This window comes from Streptomyces sp. CNT372, assembly GCF_000377145.1.
Genome location: NZ_KB897776.1, coordinates 430,520 through 452,116 on the forward strand (window position 1 = coordinate 430,520; position 21,597 = coordinate 452,116).

General features: G+C 75.2%; 16 protein-coding genes. 6 read left to right on the forward strand and 10 right to left on the reverse strand.

Features of this window, described 5'->3' with window-relative positions:
• Nucleotides 1-55 precede the first annotated feature (55 nt).
• Together C593_RS0101820 and C593_RS30840 are read right to left on the reverse strand one after the other, a co-directional pair.
• Complete coding sequence (locus C593_RS0101820) at nucleotides 56-4,024, reverse strand: UvrD-helicase domain-containing protein (protein ID WP_018845600.1); 3,969 nt, start codon at nucleotides 4,022-4,024, stop codon at nucleotides 56-58.
• A 102-nt stretch (nucleotides 4,025-4,126) separates the two neighbouring features.
• Entirely contained in the window at nucleotides 4,127-4,753 is a 627-nt protein-coding gene (locus tag C593_RS30840) for an MGMT family protein (protein ID WP_018845601.1), read from the reverse strand.
• 206 nt (nucleotides 4,754-4,959) lie between these two features.
• Between C593_RS30840 and C593_RS0101830 the strand changes: the two genes are divergently transcribed.
• On the forward strand, nucleotides 4,960-7,725 hold the full coding sequence (locus C593_RS0101830; protein WP_018845602.1) for a lysylphosphatidylglycerol synthase domain-containing protein: 2,766 nt from the start codon (nucleotides 4,960-4,962) through the stop codon (nucleotides 7,723-7,725).
• Nucleotides 7,726-7,925: 200 nt separating this feature from the next.
• Complete coding sequence (locus C593_RS0101835) at nucleotides 7,926-9,548, forward strand: alpha/beta hydrolase (RefSeq protein WP_018845603.1); 1,623 nt, start codon at nucleotides 7,926-7,928, stop codon at nucleotides 9,546-9,548.
• A 118-nt stretch (nucleotides 9,549-9,666) separates the two neighbouring features.
• Here the strand turns inward: C593_RS0101835 and moeZ are convergent, their stop codons facing one another.
• From moeZ to C593_RS0101870, 7 genes are all read right to left on the reverse strand, one after another.
• A complete protein-coding gene (moeZ, locus tag C593_RS0101840; RefSeq protein WP_018845604.1) occupies nucleotides 9,667-10,845 on the reverse strand; it encodes an adenylyltransferase/sulfurtransferase MoeZ in 1,179 nt (392 codons plus the stop codon).
• A gap of 69 nt (nucleotides 10,846-10,914) precedes the next feature.
• Nucleotides 10,915-11,697, reverse strand: coding sequence for a spherulation-specific family 4 protein (locus C593_RS0101845; protein WP_018845605.1), 783 nt, complete (start codon nucleotides 11,695-11,697; stop codon nucleotides 10,915-10,917).
• Nucleotides 11,685-12,644, reverse strand: a complete 960-nt coding sequence (locus C593_RS0101850; RefSeq protein WP_018845606.1) for an NAD-dependent epimerase/dehydratase family protein — start codon at nucleotides 12,642-12,644, stop codon at nucleotides 11,685-11,687. The genes C593_RS0101845 and C593_RS0101850 overlap by 13 nt, the downstream gene beginning before the upstream one ends.
• Nucleotides 12,645-12,781: 137 nt before the next feature.
• On the reverse strand, nucleotides 12,782-14,005 hold the full coding sequence (locus tag C593_RS0101855; protein WP_018845607.1) for a hypothetical protein: 1,224 nt from the start codon (nucleotides 14,003-14,005) through the stop codon (nucleotides 12,782-12,784).
• Nucleotides 14,002-15,645 carry a DUF3492 domain-containing protein gene (locus tag C593_RS0101860; RefSeq protein WP_018845608.1) on the reverse strand — a complete coding sequence of 548 codons (1,644 nt, stop codon included), beginning with the start codon at nucleotides 15,643-15,645 and terminating at the stop codon, nucleotides 14,002-14,004. Before C593_RS0101860 ends, C593_RS0101855 begins: the two co-directional genes overlap by 4 nt.
• Nucleotides 15,646-15,897: 252 nt before the next feature.
• On the reverse strand, nucleotides 15,898-17,328 hold the full coding sequence (locus tag C593_RS0101865) for a DUF3152 domain-containing protein (protein WP_018845609.1): 1,431 nt from the start codon (nucleotides 17,326-17,328) through the stop codon (nucleotides 15,898-15,900).
• Nucleotides 17,329-17,335: 7 nt separating this feature from the next.
• Nucleotides 17,336-18,301, reverse strand: a complete 966-nt coding sequence (locus C593_RS0101870; RefSeq protein ID WP_018845610.1) for an alpha/beta hydrolase — start codon at nucleotides 18,299-18,301, stop codon at nucleotides 17,336-17,338.
• A gap of 290 nt (nucleotides 18,302-18,591) precedes the next feature.
• On the opposite strand from C593_RS0101870, the gene C593_RS0101875 reads away from it, so the two are divergent.
• From C593_RS0101875 to C593_RS0101890, 4 genes are all read left to right on the forward strand, one after another.
• On the forward strand, nucleotides 18,592-18,807 hold the full coding sequence (locus C593_RS0101875; RefSeq protein WP_018845611.1) for a hypothetical protein: 216 nt from the start codon (nucleotides 18,592-18,594) through the stop codon (nucleotides 18,805-18,807).
• Between the two features lie 218 nt (nucleotides 18,808-19,025).
• Nucleotides 19,026-19,667 (forward strand): TetR/AcrR family transcriptional regulator, encoded by a 642-nt coding sequence (locus C593_RS0101880; RefSeq protein ID WP_026277264.1) that lies wholly within the window; start codon nucleotides 19,026-19,028, stop codon nucleotides 19,665-19,667.
• Nucleotides 19,668-19,822: 155 nt separating this feature from the next.
• Complete coding sequence (locus C593_RS0101885) at nucleotides 19,823-20,050, forward strand: DUF3107 domain-containing protein (protein ID WP_018845613.1); 228 nt, start codon at nucleotides 19,823-19,825, stop codon at nucleotides 20,048-20,050.
• A 218-nt stretch (nucleotides 20,051-20,268) separates the two neighbouring features.
• Nucleotides 20,269-20,544 (forward strand): hypothetical protein, encoded by a 276-nt coding sequence (locus C593_RS0101890; protein ID WP_018845614.1) that lies wholly within the window; start codon nucleotides 20,269-20,271, stop codon nucleotides 20,542-20,544.
• Nucleotides 20,545-20,654: 110 nt separating this feature from the next.
• On the opposite strand, the gene C593_RS0101895 is transcribed toward C593_RS0101890, so the two are convergent.
• Nucleotides 20,655-21,380, reverse strand: a complete 726-nt coding sequence (locus C593_RS0101895; RefSeq protein ID WP_018845615.1) for a ferritin-like fold-containing protein — start codon at nucleotides 21,378-21,380, stop codon at nucleotides 20,655-20,657.
• Between the last annotated feature and the right edge of the window lie 217 nt (nucleotides 21,381-21,597).

Sequence of the window (21,597 nt, forward strand, 5' to 3'; positions counted from 1 at the left end):
TTATTGGATGCGGACGAACCGTCAGGAAACAGGCGACAAGCGATCAGCGCACCGATCATTCCACTATTTGGCGGCCCTCCGGCTGCGCGCTGCACGAGGCGCGGAAGGCGCAGTGCGCGCAGTGCTGCCCGGCGCTGGGCGCGAAGCGCTCGTCCAGGACCCGCCCGGCGGCCGTGGCCAGCAGGTCGCCCACCCACTCCCCGTCCGGCGGCTCCTGGGCCTGCACCTTGGGCAGCGCCTCGCCGCCCTCCTTCTTGGGGGCGGCCTGGCGCAGATGCACCAGTTCGGCCCCGCCGGGCTCGGGGCGGCGGCCGCCGAACACCTCGTCCACGGCGCCCTCGCGCACCGCGAGCTGGTAGACGGCGAGCTGCGGATGGCGGGCGACCTCGGCGGCGGTGGGCGCCTGCTTGCCGGTCTTGAAGTCCACGACGTACGCCCGGCCCCCCGCGTCCTGCTCGATGCGGTCCATCGAACCGCGGATGCGGACCTCGTACTCCCCCGCCTCCAGGGTCACGTCGAAGTCGTGCTCGGTGGCGGCGGGGGCCCGGCCGCCACGGTCCATGACGTGCCAGCGCAGGAAGCGCTCCAGGGCGGCGCGGGCGTGCTCCTTCTCCTGGCGGGACTTCCAGGGGGCGTCGAAGACCAGGCCGTTCCAGACCGAGTCCAGGCGCTCCATGAGCACGTCGAGATCGGCGGGCGTGCGGCCGGAGGCGACCTCGTCCGCGAGGACGTGGACCACGTTGCCGAAGCCCTGGGCGGCGGTGGCCGGGGCGTCCGCCTTCACCTCGCGGCCCAGGAACCACTGGAGGGCGCAGGTGTTGGCGAGCTGGTCGAGGGCGCTGCCGGACAGGGCGACGGGCCGGTCCCGGTCGCGCAGGGGCACGGCGCTGCGGGTCGGCTCGTCCATGCCCCACCAGCGGTAGGGGTGCGCGGACGGGACCAGCGGCCGGCCGTCCTCGTCGGTGAGGGCGGCGAGGCGCGCGAGCCGGCGGGCGGCGGCCTCGCGCAGCGCGGGGGACGCGTCCGGGTCGACGGTGGTCGCGCGCAGCTCGGCGACGAGCGGGGCGACGGCGAGGGGGCGGCGGGGGCGGCCGGTGACGTCGACGGGCTCGACGCCGAGTTCGGTGAGGAACCGGGAGGGCTGGTCGCCGTCGTCGGCGGGGGCCTTGACGGCGGTGACCACGAGACGGTCCCGGGCGCGGGTCGCGGCGACGTAGAAGAGGCGGCGCTCCTCGGCGAGGAGGGCGCCCGGGGGGAGGGGTTCGGCGAGGCCGTCGCGGCCGATGCGGTCGGCTTCGAGGAGCGAGCCGCGACGGCGCAGGTCGGGCCAGAGCCCCTCCTGTACGCCCGCGACGACGACGAGCCGCCACTCCAGGCCCTTGGAGCGGTGCGCGGTCATCAGGCGCACGGCGTCGGGGCGGGCCTCCCGGCGGGTCAGGGTGTCGGCGGCGATGTCCTGGGCGTCGAGCTCCTCGATGAAGTTGAGCGCGCCCCGGCCGCCGGTGCGCTCCTCGGCGCGGGCGGCGGTCTCGAACAGGGCGCACACGGCGTCGAGGTCGCGGTCGGCGTTCCGGCCGCCGGGGCCGCCGCGGAAGGCGGAGCGTTCCAGGCGCTGGGGCCAGGGAGTGCCGTCCCAGAGCAGCCACAACGCCTCTTCGGCGGTGCCACCGCCGGCCAGCAGCTCCCGCGTCCTGCGCAGCAGCACACCGAGCCGCTGCGCGCCGCGCGCGTACGCGGGGTCGTGCGCGACCAGCCGCTCGGGCTCGGCGAGCGCGCGGGCGATCAGCACGTCGGACGGCGGGGGCACCCGATTCCCCGCGGCCCGCTCCTCGTCGCGCAGCGCCCGCCCGAGCCGCCGCAGATCGGAACCGTCCATCCCGCCCAGCGGCGACGTGAGCAACCCGATCGCGACCTCGGCGTCGAGCCCGGCGAGGGCGGCCTCCGCCTGGGCGTCGAGCCCGGTGGGGGCGGCCTCCGCCTGGGCGGGGTCGTCGCCCTCGGGGCGCACGCCCGCGTCCCCGTGCTCGGGCCCGCCCGCAGCGACGCCGTCAGCGGGGTCGCCGCCACCGGCGCGCAGCCCGGCCGGGGCTCCCTCCGCCTCGGCCGGGCTACCGCCGCCTCGCGCGCCCGCGCCCGCGTGCTCGGGCCCGCCCGCAGCGACGCCGTCAGCGGGGTCGCCGCCCCCGGCGCGCAGCCCGGCCGGGGCGGCCTCGCCGCCCCGCACACGCGGGCCCGGGCCCGCGTGCTCGGAGCCACGCGCCCCGGCCGCCGGGGCGGCCTCCGCCTCGGCGGTACCGCCTCCGCCTCGCGGGCCCGGGCCCTCGCCCGCCGGGCCGGACGGGACCCCGGCGGGCGCCCCGGCGTCGGCGGGCTCGCCGTCCCCCGGGCCCGGGCCGGACCGGACGAGGGCCCCGGAACCCGGCACCTCGCCGGCGGGGCCGACGGCCGAGGGCCCCGGCCCGGCCGGCCCGGCGGCCCGGCGCACGGGCACCGGATCGGGGCCCTCCGCGGGGGAACCGGAGCCCGGGCCGGACCCGGGAGGAAGTTCCGCACGTCCGCCCTCCGGGTCCGGCCCGGGGGCCCCCTCCTGCGGGGCGAGCGCCGCCTGCGCCGCCGTGCGGAGGGCGGACAGCAGGGGCGCGACCGCCGGCTCGTGGCGGAGGGGAAGGTCGTCGCCGGTGACCTCGACCGGGACGCCCGCCGAGATCAGGGCGCGGCTCAGGGAGGGGATCGTGCGGCCGCCCGCGCGGACCAGGACGGCCATCTCCTCCCAGGGGACGCCGTCCTCCAGGTGCGCGCGGCGCAGGATGTCCGCGATGTTGTCGGTCTCCGTGGACGCCGTGGGGTACGTGTACGCCTCCACCCGGCCGCTCTCCCGGACCGCCGCCGGCTCCCGGTGCGCGCGGACCCGGTCCGCGGGCAGCCGGGTGAGCGGCATCCGCCGGGTGAGCAGACGGGTGGCCGCCAGCAGGGCCGTCCCGCTGCGGCGGTTGGCGGTCAGGACCGCGACCCCCGCGGGCGCCCCGTCCCGCCGCCGGAAGACCCCGGGGAAGTCGAGGATGCCGTTCACGTCCGCGCCCCGGAAGGCGTAGATCGACTGGTCGGGGTCGCCGAAGGCGACCAGCGTCCGGCCGCCGCCCGCCAGCGCCCGCAGCAGCCGCACCTGCGCCGGGTCGGTGTCCTGGTACTCGTCCACGAAGACCGCGTCGTACGGGAAGTCCCCCGGGGACAGCTCGCGCTCGGCGAGCAGCACCGCGCGGTGCACCAGCTCGGCGTAGTCGAGGACGCCCTGCATGTCGAGGACGTCCAGGTACTCCGCGAGGAAGGCGGCCGCCGCCCGCCAGTCCGGGCGGCCGGCCCGGTCGGCGAAGGCGGCCAGCGCCTGAGGCCCGAGGCCCAGTTCCCGGCTGCGGGCGATCACCGCGCGCGCCTCGTCGGCGAAGCCCCGGGTGGTCAGACAGGCCCGCAGGTCGGCGGGCCACCGGACCGTGCCGGGAATGCCGTCGCGCTCCATCGCCACATGCCCGGCGAGCAGCTCGCGCAGGGCCACGTCCTGCTCGGGGCCGGAGAGCAGGCGCAGCGGCTCGGCGAAGAGGTCGGCGTCCTGGTGTGCCCGGACCAGGGCGTAGCAGAAGGAGTGGAAGGTGGTCGCCTGCGGACCGTGCGCGCCGCCGAGCCGGAGCGCCATCCGGTCTCGCAGTTCGACGGCGGCCCGGCGGCTGAAGGTGAGGACCAGGATGCGCGCCGGGTCCCCGCCCCGGGCGATCCGGGCGGCGACCGACTCAACCAGCGTGGTGGTCTTGCCGGTGCCCGGTCCGGCGAGGACCAGCAGCGGTCCGTCCGTGTGATCAACCACCGCGCGCTGGGCTGCGTCCAGGAGGGGGGGACCCACGGGGGCCGGTGCGGTGCGGACCAGCCGGTACGCGCCGGGGGCCCGTTCCCCGTGCCCCTGGAGGCGCGGGGAAGCCCCCGGCCGTACCTGCTGCGGGTACGGCGTACGCCCGGTGGTGGAGGAGGAACTCACAGTGGATCGCCGGTCCTGGTGGGTGTGCTGGTGTCGGTCCTGCGGCGCGCGGTGCGCCCCGGCGACGCTACGCCAGGGCCCGGGCCCCGCGCAGCGGCCGGGTCAGGTCGCCCGGGTGGGCCTCGCGCCGCCCGCGCTGTCGCCGCCCGGCGGAAGCTGTTCGGTGTGAGCCCCCTCCTGCCCGCCCCCGCCCGGTGCCGCGGAGCCCTGCCCGCCCCCGGCCCCGCCAAAGCCCCCGCGTGGGCCGCCCGTACCGGCGCCCATGGGCCCGGCCGCGCCCGTGCCGTCCCAGCGGGCCTGCCGCATGTCGAGGCGCGGCACATGCCCCTCGGCCGCCCGGGACGCCTGCCGCAGCGGGGTGCCCTCCGCGCGGTAGTGCTCCAGGGCGCGGAGTTCGTGCCCGGGCAGCAGCACGCCGTCCGCGCGCACCACCCGCCACCACGGCACGGGGCCGCCGTACAGCGCCATCGCCCGGCCGACCTGGCGGGGGCCGCCCTCGCCGAGCCATTCGGCGACGTCCCCGTAGGTCATCACCCGGCCCGGCGGGATCAGCTCGGCGACCTCCAGGACCCGCTCCGCGTACACGGGGTACGCGGAGCCGGGGAGGTCCGCGGAGTCCGAGGGCCCCGGCCCGTCCGAGGGTCCCGGGGAGTCCGAGGGCCCCGGGGAGTCCGAGGGGTACTCGGAGGCCGAGGGGTGTGCGGGCACATCGCCCTTCCGGTCGTCCATCCGCCCCATCCTGCCGCACGCCACCGACAACGCCCGAGACGGGGGGAGAATCGGACCAACGGCAGCAAAGGGGCACATCCCTTCCGTGTCACTCCCCCGCCTTGCACCCTGATGCCCCTCTCTGTCGTCCGGCCGTGCCACCATCGTGCGGGCGGTGACTGGTGATACGAGATCAAGAAGAGACCGAGACGGCGAAGGAGCAGGGCGTGCAGCCTCCGAAGGCGGCGGACGGCCCTGAGACCGGGCCGCCCCCCGGCACACCCGGAGACGGGGCGGACCGTTCCGCGACGCCCCCCGCCGCGACGCCCCCGGCGACCGGCCCCGCCACCGGCGGGCGGAGCCGGGCCACCGCGTCCGGGGCCACCGCCCTGAGCGCGGGCGACGACCTCGCGGACCGGGTCTCGGGCGACGAGCCCCTGCTCGCCGCCCGCGTCCACCGCCCCTCCGACCTGATGCGGCTGCTCGGCGGCATCCTGGCCATCGCCGTCGTACTCGCCGTCGCCGCCTTCGCCCAGGGCACCACCACCGGCCTGGAGTCGGACATCAGCAAGGGCACCGGCCAGGCACCCGACCTGCTGGTCAAGCTCGCCGGTCTGGTGTCCAGCATCGCCGTGCTGCTGGTACCGGTCGCCTTCGCGATCGAGCGGCTGATCAAACGCGACGGCCTGCGCATCGCGGACGGCGTCCTCGCCGCCGTGCTGGCCCACGGCGTCACCCTCGCCACCGACCTCTGGGTCTCCCGCGCGGCCCCCGGCAGCCTCCAGGACGCGCTGACCGTGCCGCGGCCCGACGGACTGACCGACCCGGTGCACGGCTATCTCGCGCCGGTGATCGCCTATATGACCGCGGTCGGGATGGCCCGGCGGCCGCGCTGGCGCGTGGTCCTGTGGATGGTGCTGCTGCTGGACGCCTTCGCGATGCTGGTCGCCGGCTACACCACCCCGTTCTCGATCATCCTGACCGTCCTGCTGGGCTGGACCGTCGCCTACGGCACCCTCTACGCGGTCGGCTCGCCGAACGTCCGCCCCACCGGGCAGACCCTCCTCGCCGGGCTGCGGCACGTCGGCTTCCGCCCGGTCAGCGCGATGCGCGCCGACGACACCCCGGAGAACGCCGACCAGGACCGCGGCCGGCGCTATCTGGTCTCCCTGGAGGACGGCCCGCCGCTGGACGTCACCGTCGTCGACCGGGAGCAGCAGGCGCAGGGCTTCTTCTACCGGGTCTGGCGACGGCTGACGCTGCGCTCGATCACCACCCGCCGCTCCATCCAGTCCCTGCGCCAGGCACTGGAGCAGGAGGCCCTCCTCGCCTACGCGGCCATCGCGGCCGGTGCCAACGCCCCCAAGCTGATCGCCACCTCCGAGCTCGGCCCGGACGCCGTGATGCTGGTCTACGAGCACCAGGGCGGCCGGCTGCTGGACTCCCTGGACGACCGGGAGATCACCGACGAAGTGGTCCTCGGGGCCTGGCGGCAGGTCAGGGCCCTGCAGTCGCGCCGGATCGCGCACCGGCGCCTCGCCGGGGACGCGATCCTGGTCGACCCGGACGGCGGGGTGATCCTCACCGATCTGCGCGGCGGCGAGATCGCCGCGGGCGACCTCGTGCTGCGGATGGACATCGCCCAGCTGCTGACCACGCTGGGCCTGCGGGTCGGCGCGGAGCGGGCGGTGGCCGCCGCGGTGGAGGCCCTCGGCCCGGACACGGTCGCCGACTGCCTGCCGCTGCTCCAGCCGATCGCGCTCAGCCGGTCCACCCGTGCCACCCTGCGTCAGCAGGCGCGCGAGCGGGCGCAGCGGGAGCGGGACGCGGTCCTGGAGTCGTCGGCCGCCGCCCGGCGGGCCCGGGGCGAGGAGGATCTGCCCACCGAGGGCAAGGACGGGCGCAAGGCGGCCCGCAAGGTCGAGAAGGCGGAGAAGCAGGCCGACAAGCGGGCGGTGGACGAGGCCCTGGAGGAGGCGCGCGAGGAGGATCTGCTGACCCAGATCCGGGCGCAGGTGCTGCTGATCCGCCCCCAGGCGCCGGTGGAGCCGGTCCGGCTGGAGCGGATCAGGCCGCGCACCCTGGTCAGCTTCATCGCGGGCGCGGTCGCCGCCTACTTCCTGCTCTCCCAGATCGCCGGCATCGACTTCCGCACGGTCTTCGACCGGGCCCACTGGGGCTGGGTCGCGGCGGCGGCGGCGTTCTCCGCGCTGAGCTACTTCGCGGCGGCGATGAGCCTGCTGGGCTTCGTGCCGGAGCGGGTGGGCTTCCGGCCCACGGTCGTGGCGCAGGTCGCCGGCTCCTTCGTGAAGATCGTGGCTCCGGCGGCCGTCGGCGGCGTCGCGCTGAACACCCGCTTCCTCCAGCGTTCCGGGGTGCGCCCCGGGCTGGCGGTGGCGAGCGTGGGCGCCTCGCAGCTGTTCGGGTTGGGCTGCCACATCCTTCTGCTGCTGCTGTTCGGCTATCTGACGGGGACGGAGCGCACCGCTTCCTTCACCCCGTCGAGGACCGTGATCGCGGGTCTGCTGACCGTCGCGGTGCTGGTGCTGGTCGTCACGGCCATCCCGTTCATGCGGAAGTTCGTGGTCACCCGGCTGCGCTCGCTGTTCGCCGGGGTGGTGCCGCGCATGCTGGACGTGCTCCAGCGGCCGATGAAGCTGCTCACCGGCATCGGCGGGATGCTGCTGCTGACCACGTTCTTCGTGCTCTGCCTGGACGCCTCGATCCGCGCGGTCGGCGACGGCGCCCAGCCGATCAGCTACGCGAGCATCGCGGTCGTCTTCCTCGCGGGCAACGCCCTCGGTTCGGCCGCCCCGACCCCGGGCGGCGTGGGCGCGGTCGAGGGCGCCCTGCTCGGCGGTCTGCTGCTGGTCGGGGTGCCGTCGGAGGTGGCCGCGCCCGCCGTGCTGCTCTACCGGCTGATGACGCTCTGGCTGCCGGTGCTGCCGGGCTGGTTCGCCTTCACCCACCTGACGCGCAGAGGCGCGCTCTGACGCAACCCCGGCCCTCAGGGGCCGAGGGGTCTTCGGCTCCCCGCCCCGGGAAGTCCGATGCTGTCGGTGAAGTCCAGACCGGGGCCGGAAGTCCACCCGTACGGCACAGCGCCCTCACCCGGTGGGAGCACGGGCCGCTGCGCCACCCGCATGGGCCCGTCGCCCATGCGGAGCAGAGCCCGGCGGCGCACGATGGCCGCATGCCGACCACCGCCGCCACCGCGCACCGCACCGCCGCCGCCCGGGCCGCACGCGCCGCCCGCCGTACCGGGGCGGGGGCCGTCCGCCGGCGTCCCGTCCGGGCCGCGGCCGCCGCGCTCGTCGTCCTGCTCGCCGCCGCCGGCTGCTCCGACGGCGGCGGGGACGAGGACCGGCCCCGGGACTACGCCGCCCAGAAGCTGGAGTGGAAGCCGTGCCCGGCGCCGTCCGACGCGGAGGGCGGCGGCCCTGCACCCTCCCCGCTGCCCGGCGGCACCACCTGGGAGTGCTCGTTCATGGAGGTGCCGCTCGACTACGACGACCCGGGCGGCGAGGCGATGGAGCTGGCGCTGATACGCGCCCGGGCGAGCGAGCCGGACCGGCGGATCGGCTCCCTGGTGTTCAACTTCGGCGGCCCCGGCGGCTCGGGCGTCGCCACCCTGCCCGCGGCGGCCGCCGACTACGGCACCCTGCGGACCCGCTACGACCTGGTGAGCTTCGACCCGCGCGGGGTCGGCCGGAGCGTGCCCGTGGAGTGCCTGGACGACCAGGAGATGGAGGAGTGGATCGCCGAGGACTCCACCCCCGACGACGCGGCCGAGGAGCAGGAGTACATCGAGGGCCTGTCCTCCTTCGCGGACGCCTGCGAGGAGAACTCCGGCAATGAACTCCCGCACGTCGGCACCGAGAACGCGGCCCGCGACATGGACCTCATGCGCCAGGTGCTGGGCGACGACAAGCTGCACTACTTCGGGATCTCCTACGGCACCGAACTGGGCGGGGTGTACGCCCATCTCTTCCCCGGGAACGTCGGACGGGCGGTCTTCGACGCGGTGGTGGACCCGAGCGAGAACTCCGAGCAGAGCTCCCTCGGCCAGGCCGAGGGCTTCCAGCTCGCGCTGACCAACTTCCTCCGGGACTGCGTCGACCGGGGCGACGACTGCCTGCTGCCCGGTTCCACGCCGGGCGAGATCCAGGACTGGATCATCGAGTTCCTGGACGGTCTCGACAGCAGGCCCATCCCGGGCATCGGCGACCGGATGCTGACGCAGAGCCAGGCACTCAACGGCATCGCCCAGACCCTCTACTCACGCGAGTACTGGGAGCTGCTGGAGCAGGGCCTCGACGAGGCGGAGGGCGGCAACGGCGGTCTGCTGATGGCCTTCTCGGACGCGCTGACCGGCCGGAACGAGAACGGCACCTACAGCAACGCGCAGGCGGCGGGCGCGGCCATCAGCTGCGTCGACTCCAAGGAGCGCTACACGCCGGAGCAGACCCGGGCGAAGCTGCCCGAGTTCCGGCGGGCCTCACCGGTGTTCGGCGAGTTCCTCGGCTGGGGCCTCCTCGGCTGCACCGAGTGGCCGGTGCCGGGCACCTGGACCCACCCGGACGTCTCCGCCCCGGGCGCCCCGCCGATCCTGGTCATCGGCAACACCGGCGACCCGGCGACCCCGTACGAGGGCGCGCGGGTGATGGCCGAGGCGCTGGGCGAGGGTGTCGGGGTGCTGATGACGTACGACGGCGAGGGGCACGGCGCGTACGGCAACAGCGCCTGTGTGGACCGTGCGGTCAACGGCTATCTGCTGAACGGGCGGGCGCCGCGGGACGGCACGGTCTGCCGCTGACCCCGCGCCGCCCGGCACGGCGAGGCCCCCGGACCGCTTGCGCGGTCCGGGGGGCCCGTCGCCCCTCGGGGGCCGTGGGGAACGGCGGCCCGGCGACCGCCGCCCGGATCGGTGGAGGTCAGTAGACCGGCTTCTCCGGCTCGATCTGGTTCACCCAGCCGATGACCCCGCCGCCGACGTGCACCGCGTCCGCGAAGCCCGCGGACTTCAGGACCGCGAGGACTTCCGCACTGCGGACACCCGTCTTGCAGTGCAGGACGATCTTCTTGTCCTGCGGCAGGTCCTGGAGGGCGGTGCCCATCAGGAACTCGTTCTTCGGGATCAGCCGCGCGCCCGGGATCGAGACGATCTCGTACTCGTTGACCTCGCGGACATCGATGATGTCGATGCTCTCCCCGTCGTCGATCCACTCCTTGAGCTGCTTGGGGGTGATCGTGGAGCCGGCCGCCGCCTCCTGTGCCTCCTCGGAGACGACGCCGCAGAAGGCCTCGTAGTCGATGAGTTCGGTGACCGTCGGGTTCTCGCCGCAGACCGCGCAGCCGGGGTCCTTGCGGACCTTGACCTGGCGGTACTGCATCTCCAGGGCGTCGTAGATCATCAGCCGTCCGACCAGCGGCTCACCGATGCCGGCGAGCAACTTGATGGCCTCGTTGACCTGGATCGACCCGATGGACGCGCAGAGCACGCCCAGCACGCCGCCCTCGGCGCAGGAGGGGACCATGCCCGGCGGCGGGGGCTCCGGGTAGAGGCAGCGGTAGCAGGGGCCGTGCTCGGACCAGAAGACGGACGCCTGCCCGTCGAAGCGGTAGATCGAGCCCCACACGTACGGCTTGCCCAGCAGCACGCAGGCGTCGTTCACCAGGTAGCGGGTGGCGAAGTTGTCCGTGCCGTCGACGATCAGGTCGTACTGGCTGAAGATGTCCATCACGTTCTCGGCCTCGAGCCGTTCCTCGTGAAGGACCACGTTCACATAGGGGTTGATCCCCTTGACCGTGTCCCGGGCGGACTCGGCCTTGGAGCGGCCGATGTCCGCCTGGCTGTGGATGATCTGGCGCTGCAGGTTCGACTCGTCGACCTCGTCGAACTCCACGATGCCGAGGGTGCCGACACCGGCCGCGGCCAGGTACATCAGGGCGGGAGACCCGAGGCCGCCGGCGCCCACGGCCAGCACCTTGGCGTTCTTGAGGCGCTTCTGCCCGTCCATCCCCACGTCCGGGATGATCAGATGACGGGAGTACCTGCGGACCTCGTCTACGGTGAGCTCGGCGGCCGGCTCGACCAGGGGTGGCAGCGACACGGAGACCTCATCAATACAGGCTGGTGGGTGAGTACGGTTGCTCTCCCCGTAACACTGCCACGCCCCTTCTCATTCCGAGACACCCGGTCCGATCCGCGAGACGATTTCGTCCCAGTAGCCGGGCAGCGCCTCGAAGGGGCTGAGCTGCCCTTTTCCTTGCGGGGCGGGTCCGCGGTCGGTGAAGAAGATCGTCCCGGCCCCCTGCCAGCGGGCGATCCGGGTCGCCTCCTCCAGGTGTGTGCGCGGGACCCCGTGCACGAAGTGGGCGAACCGCTGGGGCGGGTGGTCCGCCGTCCACTCCGCCACCTGGGACCAGCGGTACTCGGCCCAGGGACCGGAGAAGGTGACGAGCTGGTCCGCGGCCTCCGCGTAGCCGGGGTAGGGGTGGGTGCCGTGGCCGAGGACCAGGTGCCCGCCGTCCAGCAGGGCGTCCAGGGTGGCGGTGGTGCGGCGCACCTGGGGCAGGTCGGCGCGGTCCACGGGGGCGCGGTCCAGCAGGAAGCCGTCGACCTTGTACCAGTCGGCGAAGCGCTGGGCGTCGCCGAGGAGATCGCCGAACGGGCGCCCGCCGTGGGCCAGGTCGAGATGCCCGAGGACCCGGACGCCAGCGTTCCGCAGGCGTCCGGCGGCCTCCAGACAGTGCGGGTCGGGCAGTCGGCCGGGCCCGCCCGCGAGCCTGCCGTGCCCGCCCGCGACATTGAGGACGACCCAGTGCAACGGGGTGCCGGGGCGGGTGAGCTCGGCCCACTCGACGGGGGCCAGCAGCGGGTGCGCGTAGCCGGGGACGCCGAAGCCCAGCCCTTCCGCCCCGGTCGCGGGGAGCTGCGTCCCGGTGGTGGTCAGATGCGGCATGCCGCCTCCATCCAGATGTCGGCGAGCGACTCCTCCAGGTTGATCCGGGGGCGCCAGCCGAGGCGGTCGCGGGCGGTGCGCACATCGGCCTGTTGCCAGGCGCCGCAGCCGTCCGGATAGGGGGACGGACCGGCGGCCAGGTGCTCGGTCACGGACTCGGAGCGGGGCGCGCCGATGAGGTGGCGGCCGGGCGGCGCGTCCAGTTCGTGCAGGGCGCCCGCGTATCCGGCGACCCGGGCGAGGACGGCGGCCGCGTCACGGAGCTTGACGGCCCGGCCGGTGCCGATGTTGACGACGCCCTGCGCGGCGGAGAGGGAGGCGGCGTGCACGGCGCGGGCGACGTCGCGGACGTCGACGAAGTCGCGCTGCACGCCGAGGCCGCTGAGCTTCAGTTCGCCGTCTCCCTGCTGCATGGCGCGGCGCATCGCCTCGGCGAGCCGGCCGAGCGGGGAGCCGGCCGGGGTGCCGGGGCCGACGGGCGAGAAGACCCGCAGCACCACCGCGTCCAGCCCCGAGCCGAGGACGAGTTCGGTGGCGGCGAGCTTGCTGACGCCGTAGGGGCCGCCGGGGCGGGGCACCGCGTCCTCGGCGGTGGACGAGCCCTGCTGGGAGGGCCCGTACTCGGAGGCGCAGCCGATCTGGACGAGCCGTGCCCCGCAGCCGCTGCGGCGCAGCGCCTCGCAGACGGTGGCGACGGCGACGGTGTTGTGCCGGGTCAGTTCACGGGCACCGCCGCGGGTCGCGCCCGCGCAGTTGATGACGACACCGGGGTGGACGGCACCGAGGAAGCGGGTCAGCGCGCCGGGGCTGCCGCCCGCGAGGTCGAAGCGGACGTCGGCGTCGTCGCCGCGGCCGAGTGCGGTGAGGTGGACGGCCGGGTCGGCGAGGAGCCGGTCGGTCACGAAGCGGCCGATGAAGCCGTTGGCACCGAGCAGTAGCACCCTCATCGCGCGACCTCCTGGAGGTTGCGGGACGTCACCGGGTGGAGCGGGGTCATGCGGTTTCTCCTTCGGGGTTCTCGCTGTCGGTGCCGTGCGGCCGGGCCTGTTCGCGGCATGGGGGCCGCGAAGAGGGAGCCGGCGGGTCAGCGGGTGTGCGCCGAGGCGCGGACCAGGACGGTGGAGGCGTGGACGAGGAGTGCCAGGGCGGCGGCCGTGCAGGCCGCCACGGGCACCACGGCGGGGCCCCAGCTCACGACGAGGTGCTCCAGGGGCCGGGCCACGGGATCCAGGCCGGGCAGCCGGCCGGACAACAGCAGGGCGGGTACGGCCGCCTCGACCGCGCAGGCGGCGGCGAGGGCGGCGGAGGCGGATTCGGGGAAGCCGTGCACGACGAGCAGCCGGGCCAGGAACAGCAGCGCGCCGAGCGCGGCGGCGGCGCCGAGTCCGCTGGTGCCGGGTGCGAGCAGCCCGGTGACGGCGGCGAGCACGCCGAGGGCGGCGGTGTGCAGCAGCACGACGGCGAACAGCAGGGGCCGCGTCCCGGCGGCGAAATCCGCCAGCCCCCGGGCGGTCTCCGCGCGGCGCCGCGCCCGTACGGCGAAGAGCTGGGCGCACCAGGCGGCGGGCACGAGGGCGAGGGCGAGCGGTACGAGCGGCAGCGGGTCGGCGGTCGGGGGCCCGTCGGGGCGGCCGCCGGCGATCTCTGCGACCAGGCCCTGGCCGCAGACGGTGTACGCGATCAGCCACAGCACCCACAGCCCCGCGGCGGGCGCGGTCCGCCGCGTGCGGGTGCGCAGCGGACCGGCGCGCAGGGCGAGCACCAGCGCGACGGCGGTCGCGAGGACGCCCACGGCGGCGACCCCGAGCCGCGCGCCGTCGCGGGTGAACGCGATGCCGGCGACGGCGAGTCCGCACACGATCCCGGGCGCGGCACAGAGCACCCAGGTCCGCGCCGACACGCGGGTGGGCTCCGCCGCCCGCGCCCGCGCCTCGGGCTCCACATCCCCCGCCCGCGCGAACATCTCCTCCGCGAGCGAGAACACATCCCGGTGCCGGAACCGCGCCGCGGTCCGGTCCGTGACCCCGTGGGCCTCCAGCCCGGCGGCGATCTCCAGCGGATCGACGGCCCCTTCGCACAGCCCGCGATGCCGGTGCAGCAACCCTTTGACGGGGTCCCCGCCCCCACGGCGGGCACCCTTGCGCGGCGCGGGCGCCGGGCTCGGCCCGTCACGGCCGGCGTCCTGGGCGGCCTCGGGGCCCGCCTCGGGGAGGGTGTCGCCCGGCGCGGGCGCCGGGCGAGGGTCGTCGTCGGCCGCGGCCTCCGCCGCGGCGAGTGCCGCCTCCCTCGCGGTGTGTGCGGCGTTCATGACCGGGTCTCCTCAACCGTGCCCGCCGTCGCCCAGCCCGGGGTGTGGGCCGCGCCCGTGAGGCGGCCGGGGACATGGGTCTCGGCGGGGTGCGCGAAGGGCACCGGCTCGCCGTCCGCGTCGACGGCCTCGGCCGCCCGCCGGACCGGGGAGCGGGAGATCAGCTCGAGATAAGCGCCCCGAAATGCCGTCAGGTTCTGTTCGACGGTGAAGAGTTCCAGCGCCCGCGCCCGCGCCGCCGCCCCCAGCCGCGACCTGCGCTCCGGGTCACGCAGCAGCGCCAGGCACGCGTCGGCGAGCGCCCGCGGGTTGCGCGGCGGGACCACGAGCCCCGTGCCGCCGATGACCTCCACGACCGCCCCCGCGTCCGTCGAGACCGTCGCCCGCCCGCAGAACATGGCCTCCACCAGGCTGACCGGGAAGCCCTCGACCACGCTGGAGAGGACGACGACGTCCCCGGCTGCGTACGCGTCGACCGCGTGCGGCGCTTCCGGGGAGCCGATCTCCTCGAAGGAGACCGGGTTGTCTCCCATCGCGTGCGCCCCGGCCGCCTCGTCCGGGAAGAGCTGCGCGGCGAGCCCCCGGCAGTGCGCCAGATAGCCCGCGTCGCCCCGGCAGCCGCCGGCCGGCGGTGTACCGAAGAGCCGCAGCCGGGCCTCCGGCTCCTCCTTGCGGATCTCGGCGAAGGCGTGCAGCAGGGCGATCAGGTCCTTGGCGGGCTCGAAGGCGCCGACCCACACCAGGGTGTGCCCGTCCCCCCCGTCCGCGCCCTCCCCCACCGCGGCGAACCGCTCGGCCGCCATCCCCGGGTGGACCGTGCGGATCCTGGCCCGGTCGGCGCCGCACCGCTCCTGCCAGCGCCGCGCATGCGTGTTGCCCGGGGTGATGAGCGCGGCCTGCGCGTACACCTCCCGCGCGAGCTGCCCGTGGAAGCCGGCCAGGAGGGCGCGCACGGGAGCGCTCGCCCCCGCCTCGCGCCCGGCGAGGTACCGCGTCCGCAGCTGCACGCCGTACTCGGTGACCAGCAGCGGAAGTCCGCAGAAGCGTTTGGCCAGAAGGCCGGGCAGCGCCCCCGTACCACCGGACGCGGCATGGCACAGATCGGCGGCGGCCAGGGTGTCGTCCTCGTACCAGTCGAAGGAGAGGGGGCGCAGGGCGCGTTCCAGACCGTCGGCCGCGTCCAGCAGATCGGCGACCGTCACCGCCCGCAGAACCCGGTGCGCGCCGGGCGCACGACAGGCGGACTCCAGGGCGCGCAGGGCCACTTCGGAGCGGAGGGCGGCCGGGAGCCCACCGTGCTCGCGGGCGAGTCCGGCGAGGGCGTGGAGCGCGTCCGCGAAGCCGCCCCCGCCGGTGGCCACCGCGGTCACCAGGGCGCCGAAGCCCTCGGCGAACCGCCGCCGCACCCGCCGTCCGTGGCTGACGCCGTCGTCCGCGGGCGCCCACAGGGCGGCGGTGCGCACCAGTCGTGCGTTGGGGGGCAGCGGCGGCACACCGCGCTCCTCCTGTCCGGCACTGCGGCTCGTCGCGTAGACGTCGAACTCGTGCTGTTCGAGCCCGCGCACCAGCCGGTCGCACCAGAGCCTGGACTCACCCGTCGCATACGGGTAGCCACCTTCCGTGACCAGTCCGATCCGCACGAGTGCACCCCCGATCTCCCTTGTGGGCGGCCGCCGTTGGATCCCGGCGGCTGACAGCGGGACGACGTTATGCGGAGGCGACGGTGGCGCGACGGACGGTTGTCCGTCGCGCCACCGGAAGGGGTGAATGCACGTAACTTTCACGCCCGCGACGCGTTCCGTCGCGCTAGGGTGCCGATCCGTCACACGGAGTCATACGGGTGTCCACATGGCGGAACCGTTCCGGCGGCGCCCACCGCCGCCGGGGAGGCGTTACTCCCCGGGGTGCACCCAGGGGTTGGGCCGGCAGCTGATCCCGCCGATGTCGAGGGACTTGGTCTGCTGCTGCATGACCGGCGCGAGGGCCCCGGGGGTGCTGCAGTTGACGTGGTTGTACCCGAGCCGGTGCCCGACCTCGTGGTTGATGAGCATCTGCCGGTAGGCGGTCATCGCACCCGGCCCGAAGGTGTCGGCACCCCGCGCCCACCGGAACGCGTTGATCATCACGCGCTCGGTGGAGGCCGAGTCGCAGGAGACGTTGTCCACGGTCGTGTCGAGACCGGACTTGGCGCACCACACCCCGGTGGTCCCCGGGCTGGCGAGGGTGATCACGAACTCGGGCTCGCCGGAGGAGATCCGCTCGAAGGTCATCGCCCCGTTGTGCGCCCAGCTCCGGTCGTCGTTGAGGGTCTCCTGCACGGCCCGGGCGAAGAGTCCGGCGTCCAGGCCGAGGCCCTTCTCGACGTCGATCCGGTAGCGCACCTTCCGCCCCTTGCCCGGGGCCTTGTCGAAGCCCTTGACCGCCTCGAAGGTCCCCGGTCCCTCGAGCTTCGGGTCGAGGGGGAACTGCGTGGCCAGCAGCTGGCGGTAGGTGGGGACCGGCGCGGCGGGGGCGGGCTCGGCGACCGCGTCCCGCGGCGGGGTCGGGCGGCCCTCGGAGCGGTCCGGCCGTTCCTGGAGGGGGCCTCGCTCCTGGCCCGCCGACTGCGCGCCCACGCTCTCCCCGCCGCCGTCGGCCACCTGTCCGGCGACCACCACGGCGAGGACGGTCGTCACGGCGGCGGCCGCGACCCCGGTGAAGGTCCGCCCCTTGCCGCCCCGCGTGCTCCGTTCCTCGTCATCCGCGGCACCGCCGTCGTCCGGCCCGTCCCCGCCGGAGGACGCACGGCCGGGCGGCGCGTCCGCCCCGTGCCGGGCCGGGCCGGGCCGGCCGCCTCCGAACGCGTCGAAGTCGTCGGAGTCGTCGGAGTCGTCGAAGCCCGCCGTCCCCGCCGGCCGGTCGGGGGCCGCCGGTCCGTCGAAGGCTTCCAGGAACTCCCGGCGCGGCCCCGGCACCCGGGGCGCCCCCGGCGCCGCCCGGCCCGGCGCGACCCGCGCCTGCGCCCCGCTGCCGGGATATCCGGCACCGGCGTGCCCGGCGTCCGGGGACCCGCCGCCGGTGTACCGCTCGCCCCAGCCGCCACCGGCCTCGCGGTGTTCCGGGTGCCCGCCCCGGGCGGCCGGATACGGCGCGCCCCCGGCCGGAGCGTCCCCGGCCGGGGCATGCGCGTCCGGACCGGCGTACCCGGCGGACGCGGATCCCCGGCGGCGCCGCCCGCCGCCCGACGCGGCAGCGGCGGCCTCCGGCGCACCGGTCGCCGCGCCGGGCCCGCCCCCGGTCGCGGCCGGCTTGGGCGCCGGGCCCTTGCGGCTGTGTCGTCCCACGCGCCGGTCAGCTCCCACCGCAGTCGTCGAGCAGTTCCCGGAACGCCTGGGCGACCGTCTCCGGGTATTCCATCATCGCAACGTGCCCGGCCTCCGGGAGCGTCAGCAGCCGGGAGTCCCGGAAGGCCGCCGTCGCCTTGCGCGCCATACGGTACGAGACAAGGCGGTCCCGGCGCCCGTAGACGAGCAGAGTCGGTGCGAGCACCCGCTCCGCCTGGCGCCACAGGCTGTGCTGCCCGCCGAGGGTGTAGGCGTCCACGATCCCCCGGGCGGACCTGGTCATCGCCTCCCAGAAGTAGGGGAGGCGCATCCGCCGCTCCATCTCCTCGACGGCGTTGCGCAGTCCCTCGTCCGTCACCCGTGCGGGGTCTCCGTAGCACAGGGCGAGTACTCCTCGCGTGCGCTGTTCCGCGCTCCAGCCCCGGGTCGTGCGGGCGAACAGCGCGGCGACCCCGGGCAGCGCGAGCAGAGCGGTGGGCACCGCGGAGCGCTGGACCCGCAGCTCGGGCAGGGCGGGCGAGATCAGGGTCAGGGTCCGCACGAGGTCGGGACGGGTGGCCGCGACCCGGGTGCAGACCGCGCCGCCCAGCGAGTTCGCCAGGAGGTGCACCGGCCCGCGGCCGGCCGCTTCGAGATGCCGGACGACGGCCCGGGCGTGGCCCCGCACCGAGTAGTCGTTGTCCTGCGGCGGCGGCGAGTCGCCGAATCCGGGCAGGTCGATCGCCTCGCCGTCGACGACGTCCGCCAGCAGCGGCATCAGCGCCGACCAGTTCAGGGAGGAGCCGCCGAGTCCGTGGACGTACAGCGCGGGCGGCAGCCCCGCCCGGGTGGGAGGCCGGGAGCGGACGGTCAGCGTCAGTCCGGGCAGGACGGCGGAGCGCAACTCCTCGCCCTCGGCGACGTGGACCGCCGCGACCCTGGGGGCCGCGGCGGCACCCACGGCCCGGGCGCCCGGCAGCTCGGTCGAAGACATGCGGGCAATGTTACGAGACGATCACGCCCGGCCCCCTGTGTTCGGCGTCACAGGGCCACCGGCGGGCAGAGCCGCACGCACGCAGGGCCACCGGCGCACGTAGCCGGCCCGCCGGCGCACCGAACCGCCCGCGCACAGGGCCCGCCGGCGCACGGAGCCGCACGCATAGCGTCCGGCCTGCCGAACTCCTAGGCTCGGAAGGCGGACACCCTGTTCCCGGCCGCACGATTCGGCACCCGCGGTCCCGGGCACCCGGTCCCGAACACCCATTCCAGGGAAAGCGGTGCGATATGACAGTCGACCCGAGCGATCCGGAGACCTTCACGGAGGAGGACGAGCCGGCCGCCGACGGGCCGGAGGTCCCCGAGGCGGACGCCGCCGAGCAGCACACGGAGGTCCGGCCCGAGCGCGACCAGCCGCTGCGCGCCGCTCCGGAGGGCGCGAACGAGGCGGACGCCGCGGAACAGGCACGGACCGTCTCGCTCGACGAGGACGACTACCGGTGACGGCCCGCCGCCGGCCGGCGGTCCCGGCCGCGGCGGCCTGAGGGGCTTACCGCCGGTATGTCCGCCGGGTGCGGGCGGGCACCCCGCTTCCGCGTCTGTCCGGTCCGTGAAATTCTGCGTCCGCACCACGCACAGCCTCGTTACCGAAAAGTACGATGGCGGGCGCGGCGCACAGCGCTTATGGAACGACTGTGCTTGTTCACCACATGGGAGGCGGCGTGACAGCCATCGAGCAGACAGAGGCGGCGCGCCCGCGGGGCACGCGCCTGCCACGCCGAGCCCGCAGGAACCAGCTCCTGGGCGCGGCCCAGGAGGTCTTCGTGGCCCAGGGTTACCACTCGGCCGCCATGGACGACATCGCCGAGCGCGCCGGCGTCAGCAAGCCGGTGCTCTACCAGCACTTCCCCGGCAAGCTGGAGCTCTACCTCGCGCTGCTGGACCAGCACTGCGAGGCCCTCCTCCAGTCCGTCCGCACCGCCCTGGCGTCGACCACGGACAACAAGCTGCGCGTGGCCGCGACGATGGACGCCTACTTCGCGTACGTGGAGGACGAGGGCGGCGCGTTCCGCCTGGTCTTCGAGTCGGACCTCACCAACGAGCCGGCGGTGCGCGAGCGGGTGGACCGGGTGTCCCTCCAGTGCGCGGAGGCCATCTCGGACGTGATCGCCGAGGACACCGCGCTCTCCAAGGAGGAGTCCATGCTGCTGGCCGTGGGCCTCGGCGGGGTCTCCCAGGTGGTGGCCCGGTACTGGCTCTCCAGCGGTTCCTCCGTCCCCCGGGACACCGCCGTGCAGCTGCTGACCTCGCTCGCCTGGCGCGGTATCGCGGGCTTCCCGCTGCACGGCTCCGAGCAGCACTGAGCGGTGACGGCCCGGCGGGCCGGGGCCGCCCCCGGGCCGCTGTTCGCTCCTGGCGTTCCGCGCGGACGCCGGAGCCGTCCCGTGACCGGGCTAATGTGTGCTGCGTACGGCGCGGTTGATCGCGCAACGCACGGACCGTTCGGAGGGACATAGCCGTGGAGGTCAAGATCGGCGTGCAGCACGCGCCCCGGGAGATCGTTCTGGAGAGCGGGCAGTCCGCCGAGGAGGTCGAGCGCGCGGTGAGCGAGGCGCTGGCCGGCAAGGCGCAGCTGCTCAGCCTGACGGACGAGAAGGGCCGCAAGGTCCTGGTGCCGTCCGACCGCCTCGCCTACGTGGAAATCGGCGAGTCGGCGACGCGGCGCGTGGGGTTCGGCGCCCTGTAGGTGCCCGCGGAGGATGTACGGGCGGGGCCCGGCGGACAGTGTCCGCCGGGCCCCGCCCGCGTGTTCCCGGAGCCACGGCCGGCTGCGTCCGGAGCCCGGGTGGATTGCGCTGATCAGGCATGTTGCGGCCTACTCGGGGAGGGTTGTGGTCCGTTCACTCCGGGTAGTACCGGCTGTGACCGTCCGACTCTGCCCCGCACGGCGTGAGGTGATCAGCAGTGATTCTGGAAGCGCTCGGTTCCGTCCTGGTCGGACTGGCCCTGTCCTGGGCCGCGACCCGTCACCTCTCCGAACGTCTTCCAGGGCGCCGGGCCGTCTTCACCACGGGCACCCTGGGCGCGGTCTTCGGCGCCTATGTGACCCATGTCGCGCTCGGCCCGGGCAATCCCGCGGCCACCCTGATCGGTTCGGCGGCGATCGGCGCGGTGCTGCTCTCCCTGCTGATCCGCCCCGGGCCCCGGGCGCGGGGGCTGCGCCGCGCCTTCCCCTTCTGAGTCCCGCATTCTGAGTCCCGGACGTGCCGGGCCCGGGTAGCCGGACGGATACGGATACCCCGGGCCCCGGGCCCCGGGCCCCGGGCCGGAGGTATCCGGATACCGGGGCGTCAGGCCGCCAGGCCGAGCGCCGCCATCCGCTTGGTGTGCGCCTTGGTGATCCGGGAGAACATCTCGCCGACCGCCGCCAGGTCGAAGCCGTCGGCCACCCCGCCGACCAGCATCGTCGACAGCGCGTCGCGCTCCGCCACCACCCGCTGGGCCTGGGAGAGCGCCTCGCCCATCAGCCGCCGCGCCCACAGGGCGAGCCGGCCGCCGACCCGGGGGTCGGCCTCGATCGCCGCACGGACCTTCTCCACCGCGAAGTTCCCGTGCCCGGTGTCGTCCAGCACACCGAGGACCAGGGCGCGGGTGTCGCTGTCCAGCCGCTCCGCCACCTCGCGGTAGAAGTCGCTGGCGATCGAGTCGCCGACGTACGCCTTGACCAGGCCCTCCAGCCAGTCCGACGGCGCGGTCAGGCGGTGGAAGTCGTCCAGGGCCTGGGCGAAGGGCTCCATGGCCGCGGTGGGCTCGGCCTCGATCGTGGTCAGCCGGTCCCGCAGCTGCTCGAAGTGGTGGAACTCGGCGGACGCCATCTTCGCCAGCTCCGCCTTGTCGGCCAGCGTCGGCGCGAGCTTCGCGTCCTCGGCGAGGCGCTCGAAGGCCGCCAGCTCGCCGTACGCGAGCGCGCCGAGAAGATCGACCACGGCGGCGCGGTACTGGGGTTCGGCGGAGGCCGCGGCCCAGTCCTGGGCGGCGATCCCGGTGTGTTCAGTGGCGTTGTCAGGCGTCTCCATGCAGCGCACAATAGCCCGCCCGCCATAACGGGGAAGGGCCTGGTCAACCGCACCCCGAGCACATCCGACGGGATTTCACCCAACACAGATGCGCGATTTGGGGGTACAGTGGTATTGCGCCTGCTGAGCATCGGCATCACAGATCTGCTCGGTGGGCCGTCTCATGAATGAGGATGCCCGGTCGGTGGCCCGATCGGCTCCGACCCGCCCGCCCTCC